At 39.0% G+C, this 22,395-nt stretch carries 19 protein-coding genes; 1 reads left to right on the top strand and 18 read right to left on the bottom strand.

Features of this window, described 5'->3' with window-relative positions; translation table 11 throughout:
* Window positions 1–8 precede the first annotated feature (8 nt).
* The 12 genes from ACYVLS_RS07610 to ACYVLS_RS07555 all read right to left on the bottom strand — a co-directional run bounded on the left by ACYVLS_RS07610 (window position 9) and on the right by ACYVLS_RS07555 (window position 14,279).
* Window positions 9–767 carry a prepilin peptidase gene (locus tag ACYVLS_RS07610; protein WP_460323197.1) on the bottom strand — a complete coding sequence of 253 codons (759 nt, stop codon included), beginning with the start codon at window positions 765–767 and terminating at the stop codon, window positions 9–11.
* A gap of 73 nt (window positions 768–840) precedes the next feature.
* Window positions 841–1,215, bottom strand: a complete 375-nt coding sequence (locus tag ACYVLS_RS07605; protein WP_460323194.1) for a competence type IV pilus major pilin ComGC — start codon at window positions 1,213–1,215, stop codon at window positions 841–843.
* Between the two features lie 247 nt (window positions 1,216–1,462).
* Window positions 1,463–2,665 carry a type II secretion system F family protein gene (locus ACYVLS_RS07600; RefSeq protein WP_460323191.1) on the bottom strand — a complete coding sequence of 401 codons (1,203 nt, stop codon included), beginning with the start codon at window positions 2,663–2,665 and terminating at the stop codon, window positions 1,463–1,465.
* Between the two features lie 17 nt (window positions 2,666–2,682).
* Window positions 2,683–3,714, bottom strand: a complete 1,032-nt coding sequence (locus ACYVLS_RS07595; RefSeq protein ID WP_460323188.1) for a type IV pilus twitching motility protein PilT — start codon at window positions 3,712–3,714, stop codon at window positions 2,683–2,685.
* A gap of 13 nt (window positions 3,715–3,727) precedes the next feature.
* Window positions 3,728–5,353 (bottom strand): GspE/PulE family protein, encoded by a 1,626-nt coding sequence (locus ACYVLS_RS07590; RefSeq protein WP_460323186.1) that lies wholly within the window; start codon window positions 5,351–5,353, stop codon window positions 3,728–3,730.
* Window positions 5,354–5,368: 15 nt separating this feature from the next.
* On the bottom strand, window positions 5,369–6,640 hold the full coding sequence (locus tag ACYVLS_RS07585; RefSeq protein WP_460323183.1) for a pilus assembly PilX N-terminal domain-containing protein: 1,272 nt from the start codon (window positions 6,638–6,640) through the stop codon (window positions 5,369–5,371).
* A 6-nt stretch (window positions 6,641–6,646) separates the two neighbouring features.
* Window positions 6,647–7,069 (bottom strand): PilW family protein, encoded by a 423-nt coding sequence (locus ACYVLS_RS07580; protein WP_460323180.1) that lies wholly within the window; start codon window positions 7,067–7,069, stop codon window positions 6,647–6,649.
* 10 nt (window positions 7,070–7,079) lie between these two features.
* Window positions 7,080–7,496, bottom strand: a complete 417-nt coding sequence (locus ACYVLS_RS07575) for a type IV pilus modification PilV family protein (RefSeq protein WP_460323177.1) — start codon at window positions 7,494–7,496, stop codon at window positions 7,080–7,082.
* Window positions 7,474–9,210: a sensor domain-containing diguanylate cyclase gene (locus ACYVLS_RS07570; protein WP_460323174.1), complete on the bottom strand. Its 1,737-nt coding sequence runs from the start codon at window positions 9,208–9,210 to the stop codon at window positions 7,474–7,476. The genes ACYVLS_RS07575 and ACYVLS_RS07570 overlap by 23 nt, the downstream gene beginning before the upstream one ends.
* Window positions 9,211–9,521: 311 nt before the next feature.
* The gene (locus ACYVLS_RS07565; RefSeq protein WP_460323171.1) at window positions 9,522–11,102 is read right to left on the bottom strand and encodes a putative bifunctional diguanylate cyclase/phosphodiesterase; all 1,581 of its coding nucleotides are present in this window, start codon (window positions 11,100–11,102) and stop codon (window positions 9,522–9,524) included.
* 164 nt (window positions 11,103–11,266) lie between these two features.
* Window positions 11,267–12,805, bottom strand: a complete 1,539-nt coding sequence (locus ACYVLS_RS07560; protein WP_460323169.1) for a methyl-accepting chemotaxis protein — start codon at window positions 12,803–12,805, stop codon at window positions 11,267–11,269.
* Between the two features lie 223 nt (window positions 12,806–13,028).
* Entirely contained in the window at window positions 13,029–14,279 is a 1,251-nt protein-coding gene (locus ACYVLS_RS07555) for a DUF2254 domain-containing protein (RefSeq protein WP_460323166.1), read from the bottom strand.
* Between the two features lie 170 nt (window positions 14,280–14,449).
* On the opposite strand from ACYVLS_RS07555, the gene ACYVLS_RS07550 reads away from it, so the two are divergent.
* Window positions 14,450–16,057, top strand: coding sequence for a methyl-accepting chemotaxis protein (locus ACYVLS_RS07550; RefSeq protein ID WP_460323163.1), 1,608 nt, complete (start codon window positions 14,450–14,452; stop codon window positions 16,055–16,057).
* Window positions 16,058–16,128: 71 nt separating this feature from the next.
* On the opposite strand, the gene ftsE is transcribed toward ACYVLS_RS07550, so the two are convergent.
* The 6 genes from ftsE to flhB are packed head-to-tail and all read right to left on the bottom strand — an operon-like array spanning window position 16,129 to window position 22,350.
* Window positions 16,129–16,848 carry a cell division ATP-binding protein FtsE gene (ftsE, locus tag ACYVLS_RS07545; RefSeq protein WP_460323160.1) on the bottom strand — a complete coding sequence of 240 codons (720 nt, stop codon included), beginning with the start codon at window positions 16,846–16,848 and terminating at the stop codon, window positions 16,129–16,131.
* A gap of 42 nt (window positions 16,849–16,890) precedes the next feature.
* The gene (locus ACYVLS_RS07540; protein ID WP_460323157.1) at window positions 16,891–17,664 is read right to left on the bottom strand and encodes a flagellar hook-basal body protein; all 774 of its coding nucleotides are present in this window, start codon (window positions 17,662–17,664) and stop codon (window positions 16,891–16,893) included.
* Window positions 17,665–17,677: 13 nt separating this feature from the next.
* Window positions 17,678–18,454: a flagellar hook-basal body complex protein gene (locus ACYVLS_RS07535; RefSeq protein ID WP_460323155.1), complete on the bottom strand. Its 777-nt coding sequence runs from the start codon at window positions 18,452–18,454 to the stop codon at window positions 17,678–17,680.
* A complete protein-coding gene (locus ACYVLS_RS07530) occupies window positions 18,451–19,164 on the bottom strand; it encodes a sigma-70 family RNA polymerase sigma factor (protein WP_460323152.1) in 714 nt (237 codons plus the stop codon). The genes ACYVLS_RS07535 and ACYVLS_RS07530 overlap by 4 nt, the downstream gene beginning before the upstream one ends.
* Window positions 19,165–19,179: 15 nt before the next feature.
* Window positions 19,180–21,258 carry a flagellar biosynthesis protein FlhA gene (gene flhA / locus ACYVLS_RS07525; RefSeq protein WP_460323150.1) on the bottom strand — a complete coding sequence of 693 codons (2,079 nt, stop codon included), beginning with the start codon at window positions 21,256–21,258 and terminating at the stop codon, window positions 19,180–19,182.
* A 21-nt stretch (window positions 21,259–21,279) separates the two neighbouring features.
* Entirely contained in the window at window positions 21,280–22,350 is a 1,071-nt protein-coding gene (gene flhB, locus ACYVLS_RS07520; protein ID WP_460323148.1) for a flagellar biosynthesis protein FlhB, read from the bottom strand.
* Window positions 22,351–22,395: the final 45 nt, after the last annotated feature.

The following is a 22,395-nucleotide window of genomic DNA, read 5'->3' as shown; positions in this document are numbered from 1 at the left end:
GTGTGCGGTTATGACTTAATCAAAGATAGATACCAGTTGATTATGTTCTCTCCAACAAAAAAGACTGTTAAAGCAGCCAGCCCAATATAAGGACCAAATGCAATTTTCGACCGACTACTGATGTTTTTAATCCGAATTATTATTAATCCGCCAATACTTCCAAAAACTGTCGACAAAAAGAAAAGCAGTAAAAAGTAATACGGTCCAAATATAAAGCCGAATAAAGTAAAGTACTTCAAATCTCCTACACCCATTCCGCCTTTAGATACTAGTATAACGATTAAAACGAGAAGGAATGCCAGTAAAGCCCCTGCCAGTGAAAACCACAAGGAATTTAAAGGAATCAGTAACCGGTATAATAAAAAAATGGGAGAGAAGAATAGCAGCAACCTATTAGGTATGCGCTTATAAGCAATATCAGATACAGTAACTGGTATTATCAAGCTCGTTAAAAGCAATCCTAAAATCGTTTGATAACTGAAGCCATAGACATAATAAGAAATAGCAAACAGTAGTCCGGTAGCTGTTTCCATAATTGGGTAAAGTGGTGAAATAGAATCACGGCACCCGCTGCATCTACCTTTTTGGAATAAGTATGAAAAAACGGGAATGAGTTCTTTCCAAGTCAACGTACGCTGACACGTATCACAGTATGAACGCTTTTCTTTAAATAAGGACTCATTCGGTACTCGCAGACCGACAACATTGAAAAAAGATCCGAAAATGAGACCGTAAAGAAAGAAAATAAGTATAATAATGGTTTCCATAGCTGGCTCCTAATAGGTATGTAGGTATGAAGAAAGACCCCCGAGAGGGCCTTTCTGTTGATGTCAATTATTTTTAGATGCCTGGAGCGGTAACTGATATACCACTATTATATTCAAATGTAGTTGTATTTCCAGAATCGTCTATTTTAACGCCTCCTGAAAGGTCGTCATCTCCTCTATTTTCAAGATAGCCACCATCTATAAGTGTTTTTACGCCCACATCAACTGAGCCCTTGCCGTCTCTTTCGGATATATGCCACATTCTTGCTGCTTCTTCAATTAAATCTTGTTCAGCTGAATCTGCATTATCTTGTGCATTACTAATTACTCCACCGATAGCAGGTATTGAAATTGCAACAATTATCCCTAAAATAACGATAACCGCTAGCAGCTCAACGAGTGTGAAACCTTCTTCTTTGTTCATCATCTGTTTGATCTTGTTTCTCATATTATTATCCTCCTAATATTTTCGTTTATACTTTTTAATAAAGCTGAAGGAACATAAACTTGATTGGGAATAAAAAGTTTATAACGTCCGACAAGCTTTAAAAACTAGTATAAACATTCAATGATTTTTGTATACAAATCAGTTAGATAATAGTACGAATTTATGTAATTGATTTGTATTAGTAACATTATAGAATAGAATTCTTGAATTTACAACAGAAAAGCTGGTCTTATAACTTGTATATTAATTAAAATGTTTCGAATAAACTGAACATTGGTACCACAATTGATAATACTATTAATCCGACAATGACTGCCAGGAAAATAATTAAAACGGGTTCAATCAGCGACTGAAGTTTATCTGAAGCCTCTTCTACTTCCTGATCATACACATCCGCCACTCGCTTCAGCATTTCATCAAGTGATCCGCTTGACTCACCTACTCGAATCATTTGTTTAATGAGTGAGGGGAAAACCCAGTGGTCCTCCATCGGCTTGGCTAAGCTCTCACCTTTTTCAAGTGAAGTCCTAGCTTCAATCAGTACTTTCTCAACGACTCTGTTGCCTACGACTGTACTGGTCACGTCAACCGCCTGCAGAATTGGAACGGAACTGTTTAACAGCGAACTTAGAGTCTGGGTCATTCGAGCCAGTACCGCTTTCTGTACAAATGGTCCCACAATCGGAAGTTTCAGAAGCAGTTTATCAATAAGATACGCGCCTGACTCTTTCTTTTTCGTCTGGAAGAAAACAACGCCCATTAATAAAAGTAACGCAATGAAAACCCACCAGTATTGTTGGATAAATGCACTGAAATTTAAGACGACCTGGGTTATTAATGGTAAATCCTCTCCAAATGAGGCAAACAAATCGCCAAATATTGGAACAATAAAAATGAGTAAAAATAGCGTGATTATGATGGCAAAGGAAGCAACTACCGTCGGGTATGTTAAAGCTGTCGATACTTTCTGTTTAATCCGGTATTGCTTTTCATAGTATGTCGCCATCCGTTTAAGCACATCTTCCAGCTGGCCACTGATTTCCCCGGAATGAATCATTTGGACCAGCAAGTCAGGAAAGAGTTTAGGGTACTCTTTCATTGCCTCAGATAAGGCTACCCCTTCCTTTACATCAACCGATATCTCCTCAAGGGCATCTTTCAATGCTTTACTGTCTGTCTGTTCAGCCAACAAGTCTATGGAGTTGACAAGTAAGATACCAGCCTCCATCAGCGTAGCGAACTGGCGTAAAAACAACACGAATTCTTTCTGTTTAATCGGTTTTCCGATGTAAATGTCTTTATACAAAATGGAGTTTAACGGTTCTACCTCAAAAACTATCAGATTCATATTTGTCAGTTCCTGAACAGCTTCTTTTTTATTAATACTATCCAGTCGCCCTTTAATTACTTTTCCTTGATTCGTCTTAGCCTTGTAAGCATATGTTGCCATTTCTGACCTTCTTTCTGTTATTTCCCACTAGTATAGGGCAGCAGTTCCATTTCACTAATCTGCTTTTCAGCTATCAATTGTCTCATGCTCATTTCCATAGTATGCATCCCTTGATCTTTAGAAGTCTGCAAAACATTTGGAATCTGGTGCATTTTTTCATTTCGGATTAAGTTTTTGATAGCTGGATTATTAATAAGCAGTTCCGTGGCGGCAACGCGTCCTTTATGATTGACTGTCGGGAATAATCGTTGCGACATGACACCTAAGAGTACATTAGCCAGCATCGTCCGTACTTGGTTTTTCTGATGTACCGGGAATACATCAATAATACGGTCAATGGTACCTGTCGTGTCCTGAGTATGTAATGTACCCATGACTAGATGCCCTGTTTCAGCAGCTGTAATAGCTGTCTGAATGGTCTCCAAATCTCTCAGTTCTCCAACTAGAATTACGTCCGGATCTTGTCTTAAGCTGGCTCGCAAGCCTTCTTTGAAGGATAATGTATCAAATCCTACTTCTCTCTGTTCAATAATAGACTGCTTATGAGAGTGCAGGTACTCGATTGGATCTTCAAGGGTAATAATATGACGATTCATTTCGCGGTTCATATAATCAATCATTGATGCTAGTGAAGTGCTTTTTCCGCTTCCTGTCGGGCCAGTAACCAGTATCAAACCATGTGACTTTTTAACTAGCTGTTTCAGCTGTTTGGGAATCCCCAAACTATCTATTGTCGGTATATCTCTTGGGATGACTCTGAATGCCATAGAAATTGCGTTTCGCTGAAAGAAAATGTTAACTCTAAAACGGGAAACACCAGAAATGCCATAAGACAAATCAACTTCTTTTTTTTCCTGAAGTTCGTCCCACAATTTATCAGTTAGTATCGCCCGTGCCATTTCAATCGTATCATCAGGCATCAGTTTGTCATCTTGTTCGGTCACCAATTTACCATCTATTCGAAAGACAGGTGACGTTCCCGCTATGAGATGAACATCTGACGCTTCTTTATAGTGTGCTTTTGTCAGTATTGTATTTAAATTATTCATTTAATCCGTCCTTCTATTCATCGACTGAAGCGACTCGGAGTACTTCGTCCAATGTAGTTTTTCCTTCTTTGATTTTTTCAAGGCCATCGTCAATTAAAAAGCGAATGCCCTTTTTCTTAATATGCCTTTTAATCTCCTGAATGGTTGACTGGTTCATCATCAATTCCTTGATATCATCATCAACGACAATCAGTTCGTGAATCGCCATCCGACCACGGTAACCTGTACCTCGGCAGCGATCACAGCCTCGTCCAACCGTCACCTTGTCTATTGTCATCTGTCTTCTTTCAAAGAGATCTTTTTCAATTGGGCTGGCTGAACGAGTGTAGGCACAATCTTTGCATACCGTCTTAACTAGTCGCTGAGCCATTACACCGCTGAGTGACGAAACAACTAGGTAAGGTTCAATTCCCATATCCAGCAGTCGAGGAATCGCTTCTATGGCACTATTTGTGTGTAAGGTACTGAAAACCAGGTGCCCAGTCAGTGAAGCTCGTATGCTGATATCGGCTGTTTCCTTGTCTCTGATTTCCCCAACCATGATGATATTGGGATCCTGTCTTAAAATAGAGCGCAAACCAGCAGCGAAGGTCAGACCAATCTGCGTATTAACCTGAACCTGGTTAATGCCCTCAAGCTGATACTCAACCGGATCTTCAACTGTTACGATATTGCTTTCCGGACTGTTCAGTTCGTTAATTGACCCATATAAAGTGGATGACTTTCCTGAACCAGTCGGTCCGGTCAGAAGGATTAATCCTGACGGCTGTTTAATCAGTTCTTCATAAGCATCTAACGTGTCTTTCTGCAAGCCAATGTCTTCGATTTTATTAAAGACGTTAGACATATCCAGAATTCGGATAACAACCTTTTCACCGAAAACAGTCGGCAAGGTCGAAACCCTTAAATTAACACGCTTGTCCATCACTTCAGTACTGATACGCCCATCCTGCGGCAAACGCGTTTCAGTAATATTCAGGCCGGCCATAATCTTAATACGTGCCACTAGAGAGTTCATCAGACTTTTAGGCAAGGTCCGGTCTGTGCGAAGTACACCGTCAACTCGGTAACGGACGCTGACAGCATTTTCTTTCTGATCCAAATGGATATCCGAAGCATGCATGGCAACGCCAGTTTCCAGTAGCTGGTCAAAAATACGAACTGCGGGAGCATCCTCTCCTTCAATATCTTCAACTGCAATATCATTACTGTCATACAGGCGGTTAATAGTCTGCAGGATATCATCTTTTGCGGCAATTACCGGTGTCACAGTGTATCCCGTTGATAATTCCAAATCTTCTATAGCGTAAAAATCAAGCGGGTCATTCATCGCGACAATTAATCGGGTGTTTTCTCTTTTAATAGGCATAAGTAGATTTGACCGAGCGAAATCCTTTGAAATCAAGTCAATAAGCTGTTTATCAATGGGGTATTGATAAAGGGACACACTTTCAAGTTTCAGCTGAATTTCGAGTACATCCAGCAACTGCTTCTCTGTTATGTAACCTTGATCAACAAGAGCATCTCCGAGCTTCTGATTTGATTTTTTATGTTCAATCGCTTCAACAATCTGCATTTCAGTGATTAATTCAGCTTCTTTCAGTAAATCGCCTATTTTTTTACGGGTAGTTTTAACCATTCAATCGCCTCCTTCTTATTTTGGTTCTACTATGGGGCTAGCGTTAATTAATTCGTCTCTATCACTTTCGCCATTACCTCCAGAACCTCTGAAGGTAAAAGGATACGAGCCAACATTTTTATAAATTATTTTAGAATAATTGCCTAAACTTGCCCCATTAGCCACTAGTGAACCTTCTAGAACAGCATGATTACCAAAGTTAACCGTTGCCTTTGGAGCAATCATATAAGCACTAATTTCTGTATGATTACTAATATTTATATCTTCTGTACCTCCATAAAGGAAAACTCCTTCAAATGAAGAATGGTTTCTTAGATTCACTTTAGCTTCATGTATATAAATTGATGCATTTAAATTGAAACCATTAGAGACAGTAAAATCTTCTTTTCCAGTATAGTAAATTCTAACCCTATTAGAGTCGTTCTCATTTCCAAAACTTCCATTATTCTGAAATGATATTGAATCAGTAACTAAAAGATGAACAGTTCCTTCACCTGTAATATCTAATTGATTAGTATTTAACTTATCAACTTGATAGTACAATACTTCCCCTTTTGCAGTAGTGAGTTTATTTTCGGTCAAATTTTGATAATTTCTATTTAAAATATGATCTACGCCAATAATCTCATTATATAAATTCCAGTCATTAATTGGTGTTCTAATTTCTTTTTTTATCGCAGACTGATTTCCATTAATAAACTTTTTATCGTTTACCCATACATCCCCGTGAATTTCAGTATGATTGTTTAGACTTACTGTATCATTAGATATAATCGCAGCGTTTTTGGGAGCGACAAACTCTATATCCTCTTTTGATTCAGTCCTGTAAGTCACTTCAAACGCCTTTACAACTTTTCTTTCTTTTCCATCCACACTTCCAACAGAAGAAAGTTCATAAGACGTTGTTTCACCATCTTGAGTCCCTCTAGAAAGTATTACTATACTCTCAGGCGAATCTCCGAACTGGTCTGAAAAGCCGGTTATTGATTGTCCATTAAAATACTCTTTGGATAACTCATCGACTCGATTAAAGAAACTGCTCTGACCAGATGTGCTTTCATGAGCGTCATAGACATACGCTTTAATCTCTTCAAAAGCCTGATTGGCGCCGGCTTCGGCTATGTAATAGGCAGATGTCGAATCTCTGTTCATACTGCTCAGACGGTGACTACCGATGGTGATTGTTCCTAAAGAAGCTCCTAGAACGGCCAGTACCATTAGTGTCATCAAGGCTAAAATCAGTCCACTGCCCTCTTCGTTTTTAAGCTTGCTAATTAAGCATCCCATTGCCAATCACCTCCTGAAGTAAATAGTTGTTTCGTATGTCTGGGATTTTCTTTGTCTGTTTTCCGTACTCCGTATTCTTATATCAGCTTTTTCATCATTAAAATCAACCTCAAATAAACTGACCCTGCCAGAGATAACTTCCCCATTTCTTCTTAATGCATTCCCAGAATGAGTATAAGTTAGCCCGTCCAGTTTTAATTCCCCCGACTCAAAACTGATTTCCTCAGCTTGTCTGATGTCTCGTGAAACTAAAGTCAAACTGTATCTTAAATCATTCGCCTGTCCAGCGGATTCTGTCTGACTGATGAATTGGGTTTGTCCAAAAATGTGCACAGATCCGACTAAAAGTATGACTACTGATAAAATTACCAAACTCGCCAGCAGTTCCACAAGGGTAATACCGTCTTCATTTTTCAAAAATTTCAACATCCTATATACCTCATTCGAAAGTCAGTCTGTTTTCCATAACCGCCTGTCTACCGGCTGCGTTTTCTACTTCTACTATAACAGTAAAAAGACGCTCAGTATCTTCCATTTTTCTGATTGATGTTTTTACAGTATAACCGCTAGCCGTATAAGAGCTATTAAGTGTATTACCGCTGCTATTAAATCTATCCTGACTTTGCAAATTTTCGAAAGTCATCGTCTGAGAATAGTGCACAATTTCTTCCATTTCTTCCTGAGCAATAAAGGTTGCTTCAGTCATGTCATTTGTCCGGCTATTGGTTCTGGCTCCTTGAACAAAAAATGCAAGAAAGGCCGTTACGATTATTGAAAGGATAGCGATGGCAGCTAATAATTCAACTAGGGTTGTGCCGCTATCATTCTTTAGATCAATACTTCTTTTTGACTGCATTTTTTAAACTTCCTTCTTGTACGAGTGTCACGCGGTTACGCCCGCGTTGTTTTGACCCAATATACATAGCTTTATCTGCCAGGTTAATGAGTTCATCTGATTCTTTACAATCATCTGGATAAGTAGCCACTCCAAAACTGGCTGTCAATTTGATTCCCACAGTATCTTTATCCTGAATCGTCTGACTAATTTCAAACACTCTCTGTTCAATAGACCGGCGCATATCTTCAGACACGTCAGCTGCCTCTTCTTTTGTATAGTTTGGCAGTAGTGCGACAAACTCTTCACCACCAAAGCGCGCAACTGTTATCTCATCATTTGAGTAGTCCTCTAGTAAGCACCCCACTTGCTTTAATATTTCATTACCTGCTTGATGGCCATACTGGTCATTTGTTTTCTTGAAGTGGTCCAAATCCATTACTACTAGAGATATATGGTCAACCCCTTTACTCATGGCGTATTCCAATTTTTTAGCAAAGTACTTTAAATTAGGTAAGCCCGTGAGAAAATCAGTTTCGCTGTTCTCTTCCAATAGTTCGTACTGAACAGCATTATCTAAGGCTATGGCAAAATACTTGTGCAATATTCTAATCAACGAAACTAGCATCTCATTATACATATGTTTTGTGCGATGACTTAATAATATTAAACCTGTAACATCATTTTGTTGGGTAATCGGAAGGACTAATGCACTTTCAGCTGTATATGATAAATCACGTATGCAATATTTTTTCCAGTCCAATGAGCGATTATAATATAGAATATCTTTTGTATCCATTGCACGTTTAAGTATCGATTTATTGGACAGGTCAAATGCTTCTTCAAGTTCTTTGAACCCTTCCTTTTTTCTATAAATTGCCACTCTTTGAAGTGACTGTTTATCATTAATAGTAAAATACGATAGTGCATCTACAGGAAAAATCATAGCCAAAGAACGTAAATATGTCTCTAAAACCTCCCTTGTCTGCTTTTTTTCAGTTAATTCCTGAGCTAAGGTATTTACTTTCTTTAAGTACGAATTATTGACCTTGCTCTTATAATGGACATTAACCCCGATAGTAATGGTAATAAATGGAAGCGATCCAATTAATGCACCAGGTATCCCAATTTCAACAAATAAGTAGATTAAAATAAAGGATAAGGGGACAGTAAAGAGACTTGTAACTAGTGAAAAAATAAACTCGCCGTCTAGAAACGAAGCTTCTTTATCATTAAACAAGTAGCGGTTAAATACTAGCATCAAAAACTGATTGGCTAATAAATGTATCAGCATGTATATAGTCATTGCGATTATACTGTAATTGTGATAGCTTGAGATTGTTATGTAAGGGTTGATTAGATTGTACGTCACGGCAGCAATGATTGATAGAATCTGAAACATCACTATATTAAGAGGATAACGAAAACTTTCATCCAACTTTATATGTGAGCGCATCATTAAGAATATAAGTGCAATAGTAGTCAACACCATTTCTGCGAACAATCCAAACAAAACAAAAGCTGGTAAAGAAATACCCGTAATCAGAAACAATATAGACTCTTCAGTATGAATAGGATAAAGAGCTACAATAATTGCAAGCAACAAAAAAATACCAAATTCGAAGCTGAAAAAATCGGGTCTAGTATGAGACAAGCTATAAGCTAGATAAAATAACACAGGACTGCCCATTGCAAAACTACCCCATATCACTTTCTTGTAAAATGATGATATCATCTGAAATCCTCCGCCAATTAATATGAATACACTTTCAGTAAAAACTCATAGAAATAAGTTTATATTTTAACCATGTCTTAGTCAATTATATCGAATTAGTATTAATTTGTGAATAATAAACAAACAGTCCATTACTAAAAAGTTTTAATTTATCTTTCGTAGCCTCTATTCCTTTTATATCATTCTGACACATTTTGCTAATCTGTTTACTCTCGTAATTTATGTATTCAAAAACTCTCAATAATTAAGCCACATTGCCACATTGCCACATTGCCATATCACCTAATATTGAGAGTTTCATTTAGATTGTTCTATTCTTTATTGGATAATCGTATAATATCGTCTGCCGATACTGGTCTACTGTAAAAGTATCCCTGACCATATTCACAGTCATTTTCTTTCAGGAAGTTAGACTGTTCTTTACTTTCTATGCCTTCTGCAACAATTCTGAAGTCCAGACTTTTACCCATTTGAATCATTGTACGAACCAGCGAAGCAGTATTTTCTTTGTTCAGGATATGGTCGATAAATGACTTGTCAATTTTAACAATATCGATAAAGACATTGTTTAACACACTTAATGAAGAGTAACCTGTTCCGAAGTCATCGATGGCAACATTCACTCCAATTTTATGCAATTCTTTAATCACGCGATTAGCCTGTTCAACATCCTGCATCACACTCTCTGTTATTTCTATAATAAAGAGTTTCGCATCAACTTCGTATAATTCCAATACATTTCTAACACGAACTACAAAGTATGGGTCCTCTAACTGAATAGCAGAAACATTTACCGCCACATGAAGCTCTAATCCTTCTTTCTGCCATTCTTTCGCCTGTCTGACAGCTTCATAAATGACCCAATAGCCAATTTCACTAATCATTCCTGATTCTTCCGCAATTGGAATGAATTCGACTGGAGACACTAGCCCAAGCAATGGATGTTCCCATCTTAAAAGGGCTTCGACGCCATAAATTTTATCACTGTTCATTTCAATCTTCGGCTGATACAGGAGATACAGCTCGTTGTTCAAAAGTGCTTCTTTCAAGCCAAATTCAATCCGGCGTTTTCTTTCAATTGCAGCAGCATCATCGGTCATAAACAGATGGAAGTTGTTCTTTCCAGATCGTTTCACTTTGTACATGGCAATTTCAGCCTGCTGAAGTAATGCATCCATGTCCTGAGCTGTTTCAGGATAACGACTGATTCCCACACTGGCAGTAACATAAAAAGTAGATTGATTCACTCTGAAAGGTTTGGAAAAGAGTGCCACTATATCCTGTCCATATTGAAGCGTCTGTTTTTCATTGACGCCTTCTATTAGTATGTACAATTCATCTTCGCTTTCTCTAGCTATGACGGCCTGATCGCCGAATAACGTTCGGAGTCGTTGAGCGATTTTGATGAGCACTTTGTCCCCAGCATCTCTCCCATGAAGCTCATTGATAATTCTAAAGCGGTCGATATCAAGAATGAAAATTGAAATTTCGACTGATGCATCCGTTTCAGTTGAAACAGCAAGCCTTGCCTTAAAGTCCTGCACAAGCTTCACACGATTGGGAAGGTTCGTGAGCATATCAAAGTAAGTTATTTTATGGAGTTCATGTTTTTTCTTTTCATAAGCATCTCGCCATTTATCTTCGTCTTTTCCTGAACGCTTAAGCTTATTGCTCAAAATCTGCCACCATTTCTTGACGGACTTGTTCTGTTTTGATTTGTCAGGATAATCATACGGATCACTTATAATAGAATAAACATGGGCTGGTTTGGAAAAATTAATCGTAATGAATAGTGCTGCAAAACAAATCAAGGCCACTAGTATGTGTTCAATAGCGGTCAGTGTATTCAGTTGTATTATCGCTTGTACATTTAACAAACTAATAAATGTCATTCGGATGTTTACCCCTTTTACGTAATTAAAGAGTTAATTACGGCTCTCTTGTATTTTGTCAGCAATATAATGCAAGTGTATCATAATAGTACAAAAAATACGCATCTATATAAAGTTTTTTCATATTTATAAATTTATTGTTTTATTATGCTAAACGTTGTCCATTATTTGCTGATGACTTGTTCCAGTTCTTTAACTTGTAAGCTGATATCATGTATTTCTTTAGATATTACCTCTATATCATTAGAAGTTGAACCAGTAGAAGCGGAGATTTCTTCTGTCGTTGCTGCATTTTCTTCTGACGAAGCAGATAAACTCTGCATAATTGTAATTAGCTCTTCGCTTTTTTCTTCCATTTTCTTTCCAGCCTCAGCAACAGTTTTAATTACTTTTTCCATTATAGCAATTGATTCAGAGAGTGAATCAAACTGCTTATTCGTTTCATCCAGACTCCCTTGCTGCTGCGTAGTTATCAGACTTAAGTTTCTTACTGCACCTACAGCTTCATTTGCCTGTTTCGTTAAACTGCTGATGACTTCAACAATTTCTTCATTGAATACGTGTGACTTCTCTGCAAGTTTTCTTATTTCATCAGCTACTACTGCAAAGCCTTTGCCCTCTTCTCCCGCTCTAGCTGCTTCAATGGATGCGTTTAAAGCTAAGAGATTGGTCTGTTCTGAAATACTAGCTATTTCAGCAGATGCGGCATCAATCTTCTCTACTGATTCAGATGTTGACTGAATCATCGTTTCGATTTCTTTCACATTCTCAATGCTCATTTGAGTGTTTTCAGTTAGAGAAGATAGATTAGTCATGCTAGTTTCTCTTAAACTATCTGCCTTCTCAGTAGCCTCTGTCAGTTGTTTCATGTAATTGGACTGATCAGAGAGAATACGACCAAGAACTTTAACTTGGTCAGCCCCGTTTTCAGTATCTGCTGCCTGACTGGACGTTGAACTGGCAATGTCCTCGATTGCTCGACTTACTTCGTTAGAAGCCTGGACAATGGATGCACTTGTTTTATCCAGTGATTGGGCACTTCCTCTTAACTGACTAATCGTTTGCTGAGCAGCCAGTATAATGTTTTCCATATGCGAAGATTGTGCTAATGTTTTCTCTTGTGACGTCTCAATCTGATTTATCAGTCCTTCACCATTGGAGACAACAGCATAACCTGTAATTACGGTAAATAAGTACAGAATGGCCATAATACTAAACTCGACCGGATCAGCGATTAAAGTAAACTCGAAAAATATGACAACCATTAAGTTGATCATGCCTAGTAATCCTGATAATAATAGAATTCTTTTGTTCAAAAAGATGACGGTGAGAACTAAGTAAAGAAACAGTACGCTCCAAGCTGTTCTCGAGAGCAAAGCAATGTTTATCGCGGTTGGTAAAGTGTACATAAGCGATACTAAAATGTATTTACCTGCGTACTTTTTACCAAACACGTTGTAACTGATAATCATTAAAATATTGATAACCGATGTGTAGATTAAAAATGAAACAAAATTTTCAATCGCCAGCCAGTCAACTACTGTAAATAGATAAACGACAGGGTAGGCACTGACTATCATCGCACCTATTAAAATCGTGAGTAATTTTGTTGCTTTATCATTGTAGCGCTCTTTCATTGTTTTACTTTCTTCTAATACCATTTCATTTTCAATTTCATTTAATTTAATAGCCGATTCTTTCATATACGACTCCCTCTCTAAAGTATTCCTCGTCGTTATTATCGGTTATTCTAGGGCTATGTTAATAGGCAGATAGTAACTATTACAAAAAAAGAGCCTTTGAAAGGCTCTTTTTACAATTCCTATTTATCTGATTCGGAGCTCTTTGCCTCAATAACAGCTTTTATTTTCTCATAATCCTGTTCAATGATTCGGAGGTCAAAGGCTTCTTCAAAGTTTTTATAAGTCATGTTGTATAGAGGTATTCATTGTACTCTTTTATAAAACCTAAATTATCTTCATGAGCATTGTAGACAATAGTTTTTACGGCTTCGAATAAAGCGTGTACGCCGGAAATATCTTTCTGCATGTAAAAGACAAGCTGCCAGTAGCCTGTATACAGATCCTCAGCGAAGTCATTATAACGATAGAACACAGTACCTTCGTATTTTTCCGGTGTCTCTTTTTCAATAAGTGACTCATCCGATTTTTTCATGATTACATACTTTCCTGGAAGCCCCGCTAAACGCCGTTCAAGTAGAGCCTTATACCTTAATATGTGAATCGCTGTTTTGGGATCGTTAATTCCGGGAGACACAGCTCTTAAAGCAACTTCAGTTAACTTTGAGCGGGCATAGTCCGGGTCGTACATGGCTGACTTCTGTTCTTCATAACTGAAACTTTGATTAATGCGCGAACTGTATTTATTTAATTTTTCATCGTCCAGCTTCATATTGGTTAGAATTTCTGCTACTGGCTCATTAGAAGAGACAAACGTTCCGGTTCTTATTTTCACTTCCAGCAGTGCCTGCGTATTTTTTGCTGCTGAAGTAAGTATATTAAAATCAATGTGTTCAATATAGGCGCTTTTTTTTGCTTTTATAGTATAGGTATACATATACTCCACTTCAGGTAAATGCTTGACCGTCTGAAATTCCTCAAATCGAGTAATGTAGTTTTCATAAACTTCTTCTGCTTCAGAATAGAGGTTATGGATCAGTTTCTCAAGCTGGACATATTGAGAACTGACATAGACAAAACGAGTAAAGGTAATAACTGCCCCTAGCGCATATAGTAGTGCAACTGTTGCAGAAACAACTAGGAATTCATCTTCAGAACTTCTCATAAAAAATAAAGAGGACAAACAATAAATAAAGCCACCAAGAAATATACCCAGTGTCTGCATTGAAGTACGGTTCAGTAGAAAATTTTCAGTGGCTCTTGGACTAAAATTTGATGTATACAAGGTGACTATGGTCAACATTGTCGCAAAAGTAAACGTTGCAACAGAGAAAAGCGATCCGGCTAGGAGACTCAGTATTTCCCTCGCTAAGCTAACGCTTGTCAAGGTCCAAGTAGGGAAGCTTTCTAGCAAAGGGACTACTCGAGTATCCAATGAAATAACAAAAATTGCTAGGAGAAATGAAAATAACACACTCCCGCCTAAAGTAATCCATATTTTTGCTTCTTCCAAGTTTAAATTCAGTTTTTCTATCATCGTTGTACCCCATCTCTCAATGTAAATCATTTTCAGCAAAGTGTTCTTTTTAATTATACAATGAAAAGTCTTATTTATTGAACTCTATGCTTAATATTCTTTTTTACTTACCGATAATAAGCGTATTAAATAACTTGTCGAATTATTCTCGACCCTAAAGGATGAATGCCATGAACAAAAATAAACTCATGATGGTTCTGGGAACCATTACCTTGTCCCTTACTCTGCTGGTGCAGTATCTTCATCAATTTTCTGTTATTAACTCGCACAATCACGGTTCAGAAGTAGCGATGACATCTACACTTCCCCCTTATTTTAATATGGTCAACGCTCTGTTTCTTTCAATTCCAGTATCTCTTCTGTTAACTGCCTTTCTATTGATGCGGGTCTCAAATAATCACAGACTACTACCGGTCCTGATTACTCTGCTACTGACTTTTTCTGTTATCAGCATGATCATGGGTGGATTTGGGGCTGTTGAGTACCATTTTGGTATTTTCATGGTTATTGCCACGATGGCTTATTATAATTCCGTTAAATTAGTTTCTTTAATGACGGGTACTTTTGCTTTTCAGCATCTATTAGGCTACTTTTATCCACCAGCCACGGTGTTTGTTTATGGTTCCGGAACGTATTCTTTTACTATGGTGCTCATCCACGCTGTCTTTCTAGTTCTTACAGCAGGGGCTGTTATATGGCAAATTCTTGCTAATCAAAAGCAAGTAGCTACATTAGAAGCAATGAATGAAGCAAGTGAGAGGACTATTCAATCGATTATTGAGCAGTTGACAGACACAAGTTCACAAGTAGAACTTACAGCACAGCAATTAACTGAAAACGCCAGCCAAACACAAACCAGTAGTCAGGAAGTAAAGGGCTCTATTCTTTCCATTCGAAAAGGAGCCAACGATCAAGTCCAACAAGCCCAAAACAGTCAAAAAGTACTGGACTCTTTTTCCTTGTCGATTGAAGAAATTGAAAAAAATACATCCAATATTGTCAATTCATCTAAATTAATGAAAAAAGAATCAACAGAAGGTTTTGCTTTAGTTAATCAGACGACCGACGAAATGAACAAACTGGAAGCTTCATTTAATCATGTCAGAGACATTGTCGAAACGCTGGATTCACAATCGAAAGAAATCAATAGTATTATCACAGTTATTTCGGATATTTCAGAAAAAACTAACCTTCTGGCTTTGAATGCAGCTATAGAAGCGGCTCAAGCTGGCAGTGCGGGTAAAGGTTTCGCTGTCGTTGCGGATGAAGTAAGAAAATTATCGATTCAGACCGACGAGGCTGTCAGGCAGGTCGGTAATATAATTAAAACTATACAAACTGAAAGTGGCGAGGCTAAGGAATCGGTTAATAATGGACAACACAAAATGATAGATAGCCTTCATAGTGTATCGGAAACTGAACTTAAGTTTAAATACATTATAGATGCGGTGAATAGTTTAGATGAGGATATTCATCAGACCGCTTTAACTTCTGAATCCATATCTCAAGGTGCTGACAGTATTCTCAAGGCTCTGGACCGCATGCAGTCAATTGCTGAACAGACCTCTACAATAACGGATACTACAGATAGTCAGTCAGAAAAGCAGCTGGAGCTTATTAAAAACACGACACACATTGCTGATTTATTAATGATTGAAGTTGAGAAGCTGACACCACTTATTACAAAATTAAGAAATAACAAACTTACTACTATTGAACAGAAAATCGATAAAGGACAGTCTTTGTTCCCTATTTCATCAGTGACCCAGACAGTCTAAATATAGCTAACTCATTAGTAATATTAAAAACGGTACCGACAAGATAACAACTTGTCAGTACCGTTTTATTATTAGACGACGTAGTATTCGCCCATCGTATTATTTAGTATAAGCAGCGTATGATTCTTGGAACGGTCACTTTTAATTTTTCCATCAGCTAGCGCAATCACTCGTGCAGGCATGTGTTCAACAAAACTATAGTCATGCGTTGACATAATAACGGTGGTGCCCGTTTTGTTGATTTTATGGAGGAGTTTCAAAACAGACAAGCTCGTTCTCGGATCAAGATTACCGGTCGGCTCATCAGCTATTAAAAACTTTGGTTCGTGTACTATGGCACGCGCAATGGCCACGCGCTGCTGCTCACCACCTGACAAATTTCCAGGAAAATCGAGGGCACGCTGGCTCAAGCCCACTATCTTTAGAGCCCGCATCACTTTTGCTTCAATTTCTTTTTCATCTGTCTTGATCACTTCTAGTACGTAAGCTACATTATCAAAGACAGTTTTATATTGCAGTAAACTGAAGTCCTGAAACACAACTCCTACTTGTCGTCTCAATTTATACATATCCTTTGCTTTGAGCTGACTCACCACAAAAGAATCCATTAATACATGCCCTGTATCTGGCTTAACGTGACCATAGAGATGCTTGAGTAAGGTTGATTTGCCTGAGCCACTTTTGCCAATCAGGTAAACAAATTCACCTTTTTCAATATCAACTGATATATCCTGCAAAGCATATGGGTCGTTTTTATGATACTTTTTGGATAACTGAATTAAACGAATCATCTCGCGTTCCTCTCTAGCTCATCACTTAGCTGATTATGTCAATTAAGTAAACTGATTAATTAAGCTGTGCATCTCGTCCGTGCTTTGCATCACCTTTGCGTTTAACGAATAAGCGCGCTGGGAGAGCATCATATCAGTTATGCTCCTTGCTAAATCAACCGTTGATTCTTCCAGATAGCCGCTCATGACTGATCCAAACATTTCTGGAGCATTACGTGAATCAGTTAAATTCACTCCATCCAGTACGCGGTAACTATTGCCTCCAGCTGATTCCAAAGCGGTTGAATGAGGCGGCAAATACAAAGGAATAGTACCAGCGACGGTCATCTGGCCATTGACTGCGGTCAGAATTTCTCCCGAATCAGTGACTGTGAGAGATTGTCTATCCCACTGTTCGACCGGAATAGTCAAATCCATTTCCAGAGACTCTCCTCTATCAGAAACTACCTGCCCCATTTCATTAACTTGAAAAGCTCCGTCTCTCGTCAGAAGCAGTTCATCGTCATTATTACGTACCCCGAAAAATCCGTTTCCACCAATAGCCAGGTGGAGAGCTTCTCCGGTATGGTTCAAAGCACCTTGAGTAAAGCTGTCCTTGCTGGCTGCCATTCGTACCCCTGCATTCAGTGAAACCTCCGCATTGTCTGACAAACGGACATCCTGGTTCGTTACTTCATTATGCAGCAGTTCAGTAAAATGACTGTCTTTTTGCTTAAAGCCAATTGTATTCACATTTGAAATATTGTGGGACAAATGATTAAGTTTATGCTGATGAGTCTGCAGTGCACTTTTAGAAATACTATAAGGGATTGTCATAATCTGCTCCTTTTTAAGTTCGTCCTATCTCTTGGGTTGCGCGTTTCAGCGTTTCGTCTGTTGACTGTAAAACTCTTTGGTTGGCTTCAAATTCTCTAGAGATTTGCAGCATGTCAGTCATTACATCTGCCATGTCGACGTTGGATGATTCAAGGTAGCCTTGTTGAATTCTGAAACCTTCTCCAACGGGTACACCGCCGTCACCTTGGAACAATGTGCCTCCAGTGCTGGTTAATGTGCTGGTATCCTCAAATTCTGTTAAAAATAAAAATTGTGGGGCTTGATTGTCTGTTTCCACAAAACCGTAAGCATTAATTGAGAAAGTCTGTTCCAAGTCAGTGCCCACAGAAATAGGAGTAATCGCACCATTTTGTTCGATGCCCATGACCTGATAGCCTTCTTGTGTCATCAACTGTCCTTCCTGATTGACAGAAAAATTACCGTTTTTAGTATAAAACAATTCACCCGCTTCATTTTGTACAGTAAAGAAGGCTTCTCCATTAATAGCGATATCCGTTTTGTTTTCAGTCATCTGCAGACCGCCAAATGAATGCTGTCTGACCGCTTCATCCAGCTGATTGCCGAACACTAAGTCACCCACATCTCGCCGTCTATTAGAATCGATACCCCGTGTGTAATTATGTACATCTACTTGTTCAGTTGTGCTTGTCATCAATTTCTGTGACTTGTATCCAGGCGTCATCGTGTTTGCAGCATTTGTCGCCAGATTCTTCTGCTTTTGCGTGAGCACATTGAAACTGCTCGATAATGTATCTAAGCCTCTAATCAAGATTCATCGTCCTTTCGTAATGCTTCTCTTAGTTTAAGTAACGCTTTGCCGTGAATTTGGGAGACTCGCGGCGTAGAGATATCATAAATATAACCGACTTCTTTCATGCTTAACTCTTCGAAGTAAATCAGCTGAAGAATCTGCTGTTCTCTTTCGGTCAGTTTCTTGACTGCTTTTTCCATGAACTGAAGCTGCTCTTTTTTAATTAGCTTATCAGCCGTCGATATAGCAGCAGAATCTGTCATGACTCCTTGTAAACTGGTTTCTCCGGAGGAATCTTCAAATAAAATATCGTCCAGTGAAACGTCTGCCAGTTGATGAACTGTTTCATAAATTTTCTTCAGTTCACTTATATCTATGGCCATCTCGGCAAGTATTTCCTGTTCAGTCGGTGTCCTCAGAAGTGTCTGCTGCAGCGTGCTGATAGCATCATAATAAGCATTCACAGCTTTTATTTTATTACGTGAAACACGCGATGTTTTTCTGATTTCATCGATAATCGCACCCTTGATTCGCATGTAGGCATAATTGATAAAAGGAACATTCAGTGACTCATTGTATTTCTCAATTGCTTTCATCAGACCAATGACACCAATATTAACCAGATCGTCGTGGTCATAGTCTCTGTTATTGATTTTCAGTCCGTGTACAACCTTATGGACTAGCGGCATATACTGCATGACTGTTTCATTACGTTGACTCTCTTCCACTTTTTACCCTCCTGACTAATTAATGGACACCATTCCTGCACTTTCGATTGGGCATTCATTCGGTACTTCATTTAAAGATAACACATTCAATTCCGGAAAATTAAAGGACAGCAAATTTCTGACTGCCGGTCTTATTTTCGGTGACGTCAGCAAGACATATGGAATGCCCTGGGCAGACAATAAAGAACTTTGCTGGTTAATACTGTCAAACAACTGGTTCACTTCCTGTGGCTGAAGGACTGGAATGGAGCCATGAGTTGATTTTTGCACACTACCCGCCAGTCGTTCCTCTGTTTCTGGATGAACGGTCAGCACGTGCATCGTTCCCATTTCATCCAGATGATCCTTAACTATTGTGCGTTTCAGCGACTGTCTGACGTATTCGGTCAGTGTCTCATGATCCTTGGTTGTGTTACCGTAATCTGCGAGTGTTTCGAGAATGGTAACCAGATCCGTAATCGGCACGCCTTCTTTTAATAATCTCTGAAGTACTTTCTGCACATCACCCAGTTGTAGAATATCCGGAATCAATTCTTCAATGACAACATTATAATGTTCTTTGAGGCCTTCCAGGAGTTCTTTGACTTCCTGTCTGCCTAAGAGTTCATCTGCATTCTGTTTCATGACTTCTTTCACATGTGTAACCAACACAGTCAATGGATCAACTACCGTGTAGTCATGAAGTTCGGCAATTTCTTTGTTTTTAGGTGTGACCCATAAGGCATCCAGACCAAATGCCGGTTCCTTCGCATCAATCCCGTCAATTTCCTCTTCCATACCACCCGGTTCGACCACCAGGAATTTATCAGGATAGAGAATGCCCGAAGCCACTTCGTTACCTTTTATTTTAATAACATAACTGTGCTGTTCCATCTGTAAGTTGTCTCGAATGCGAATGGGATTCAATAAAATACCCATTTCATAAGACAACTGTTTTCTTATTGCGGCAATTTGATCCGTCATACTTGAATCTTGATCTTCATTTGCCAGCGGAATCAGACCATAACCGATTTCAACAGCAATCCGGTCCACCTGAAACAGAGAAGCAGATTCTTCAACAGGTTCTGAAGCCTGCTGCATGGCTGCTCTATCCTGCTGATCCAACTCGTTTTTAGCGTCAGCTTTCTGGCTTTCACTAACGAGGTATCCAGATACTGCTAGTCCAGTTGAAATTAGAATAAATGGGAAAAATGGAAAGCCTGGTACGAGTGCGAAAACAGCTAATAATGTAGCAACAATATACATGACCTGCGGCGTATGAAAGAGTTCGCCTCCGACTGTATCACCAAAGGCTTTTTCATTTGCTGTTCGAGTAACTAAAATACCGGACGCAACAGAGATTAATAAGGAAGGTATCTGACTGACCAGACCGTCACCAATCGTTAACTGTCCAAAGTGACTGAGCGCTTCGCCAATAGAGTAATCTCCTTGCATAGAGTGGATGGCAATACCACCAACCAGGTTTATCAGGGTAATGATGATACCGGCTATGGCATCCCCTTTGACAAACTTACTGGCACCATCCATCGACCCGTAAAAGTTCGCCTCTTTTTCCAAATTTAATCGTCTGAGTTTAGCGTGCTCTTCAGAGATTAGACCACTGTTTAAATCGGCATCAATCGCCATCTGCTTACCCGGCATGGCATCCAGTGTAAATCGGGCAGATACTTCAGCTACACGGCTTGCACCGTTTGTCACGACCATAATCTGAACAATAACAATTATGACAAACAGAACAGCTCCAACTATGTAGTTGTTACCCGCAACGAAACTGCCGAACGTATCGATAACTCGCCCGGCATCCCCTTGGCTGAGTATCAGTCGTGTAGAGCTGATATTTAAGCCTAAACGAATCATAGTTGTAACGAGCAACAAGGTTGGGAAACTGAGGAAATCCAGGACAGAATGCGTAAAGAGTGTCAGGACCAGTATTGTAATTCCCAAGGAAATATTAATTACCAGCAAGAAATCCAGCACAAATGTCGGCATTGGAATAATGATAATCCCGATAATAGACACCACTACAAAGGCGATGATTATATTTAATGAATTAGCTAATGCAGTTGATGTCTTGACCGCCGTTTGATTGTTCATATTTCCACCCATTCTCTTTTATTAAATCTTTTTCTTCTTGTTTTCTTCAGCCTGCAAAATAAGTGCAAGAATTTCGGCAATTGCCTGATACATCTCAGACGGTATTGGATCCATCGGCTCGACTTGTTTATAAAGCGCACGAGCTAACGGTTTGTTTTCGATAATTGGAATAGATTCTTCGCCAGCCATTTCTCTCATTTTCAAAGCCATATAATCCTGACCTTTTACAAGGACGATAGGAACCTGATCTTTGCTTGCATCATAGCGAATGGCAATGGCGAAATGTGTCGGGTTCGTAATCAAAACCGTTGCCTCAGAGACATCACTAATATTTCCGGAAACCATGTCTTTGTACATTGCTTTCCTTTGAGATTTAATCTGCGGATCGCCTTCCATCTCTTTGTACTCGTCTTTAATCTCCTGCATGGACATCATCAAGTTTTTCTTATGATCATACCGCTGATAGACGTAATCGACTGCCCCAAGTATGGCTAGAAAGACTGCCAGCTGAATCGCGAGCGAGCTGACCAGTTCAATCATCAAAGGAAAAATATTGACGACTCCGACGTTACCTGCATTCAGTATGATAACCGCTGACTGATAGATGGTATACAAAGTGAAACCAACTACGATAAAGAGTTTCATAAGATTCTTCAGAAGACCGAACAAAGCTTTCTTACCGAATATATTTTTAAAGCCACTGATTGGGTTTATCTTGCTGAAACTGGGTTTGAGTGGCTCTTTTGTCAGAAGAAAGCCGACTTGAATCATATTGCCTACGACTCCAGTGAAGAAGGCGATGGCCAGAAAAGGTGAAGCCAAAACGAGAAACCATATGATGGCCCGCATACCTATAGCCGGCAGCTCGTGTGCTACACTTATTGGGTTCGCACCAAACCTTAGCGACTCCTGCATGAAGACATAGCTTCTCTGCAAAACAAACATAGCTAGGGCTGTAAAACTGAGTGTAAAGAGGCCAAAGGAAATCGCCGAAGATAAATCCTGACTTTTGGGCACCTGCCCTTTCTTTCGTGCCTCACGCAGCTTCTTGGGGGTGGGCTTTTCTGTTTTTCCATCTTTATCTGCAGGCATGTCCTCACCCCTTTTACAAGTTTGTTAAGTCTAGCCGAATAGGTT

Source organism: Alkalibacterium psychrotolerans (assembly GCF_054784355.1).
This window is presented reverse-complemented; position numbering and strand designations above follow the sequence as displayed.

What these genes read in the sequence shown, in the direction of transcription:
- ACYVLS_RS07610 (WP_460323197.1), bottom strand. Translation starts at nt 767, where the DNA reads ATGGAAACCATTATTATACTTATTTTCTTTCTTTACGGTCTCATTTTC.
- ACYVLS_RS07605 (WP_460323194.1), bottom strand. Translation starts at nt 1,215, where the DNA reads ATGAGAAACAAGATCAAACAGATGATGAACAAAGAAGAAGGTTTCACA.
- ACYVLS_RS07600 (WP_460323191.1), bottom strand. Translation starts at nt 2,665, where the DNA reads ATGGCAACATATGCTTACAAGGCTAAGACGAATCAAGGAAAAGTAATT.
- ACYVLS_RS07595 (WP_460323188.1), bottom strand. Translation starts at nt 3,714, where the DNA reads ATGAATAATTTAAATACAATACTGACAAAAGCACACTATAAAGAAGCG.
- ACYVLS_RS07590 (WP_460323186.1), bottom strand. Translation starts at nt 5,353, where the DNA reads ATGGTTAAAACTACCCGTAAAAAAATAGGCGATTTACTGAAAGAAGCT.
- ACYVLS_RS07585 (WP_460323183.1), bottom strand. Translation starts at nt 6,640, where the DNA reads ATGGGATGCTTAATTAGCAAGCTTAAAAACGAAGAGGGCAGTGGACTG.
- ACYVLS_RS07580 (WP_460323180.1), bottom strand. Translation starts at nt 7,069, where the DNA reads ATGTTGAAATTTTTGAAAAATGAAGACGGTATTACCCTTGTGGAACTG.
- ACYVLS_RS07575 (WP_460323177.1), bottom strand. Translation starts at nt 7,496, where the DNA reads ATGCAGTCAAAAAGAAGTATTGATCTAAAGAATGATAGCGGCACAACC.
- ACYVLS_RS07570 (WP_460323174.1), bottom strand. Translation starts at nt 9,210, where the DNA reads ATGATATCATCATTTTACAAGAAAGTGATATGGGGTAGTTTTGCAATG.
- ACYVLS_RS07565 (WP_460323171.1), bottom strand. Translation starts at nt 11,102, where the DNA reads ATGACATTTATTAGTTTGTTAAATGTACAAGCGATAATACAACTGAAT.
- ACYVLS_RS07560 (WP_460323169.1), bottom strand. Translation starts at nt 12,805, where the DNA reads ATGAAAGAATCGGCTATTAAATTAAATGAAATTGAAAATGAAATGGTA.
- ACYVLS_RS07555 (WP_460323166.1), bottom strand. Translation starts at nt 14,279, where the DNA reads ATGATAGAAAAACTGAATTTAAACTTGGAAGAAGCAAAAATATGGATT.
- ACYVLS_RS07550 (WP_460323163.1), top strand. Translation starts at nt 14,450, where the DNA reads ATGAACAAAAATAAACTCATGATGGTTCTGGGAACCATTACCTTGTCC.
- ftsE (WP_460323160.1), bottom strand. Translation starts at nt 16,848, where the DNA reads ATGATTCGTTTAATTCAGTTATCCAAAAAGTATCATAAAAACGACCCA.
- ACYVLS_RS07540 (WP_460323157.1), bottom strand. Translation starts at nt 17,664, where the DNA reads ATGACAATCCCTTATAGTATTTCTAAAAGTGCACTGCAGACTCATCAG.
- flhA (WP_460323150.1), bottom strand. Translation starts at nt 21,258, where the DNA reads ATGAACAATCAAACGGCGGTCAAGACATCAACTGCATTAGCTAATTCA.
- flhB (WP_460323148.1), bottom strand. Translation starts at nt 22,350, where the DNA reads ATGCCTGCAGATAAAGATGGAAAAACAGAAAAGCCCACCCCCAAGAAG.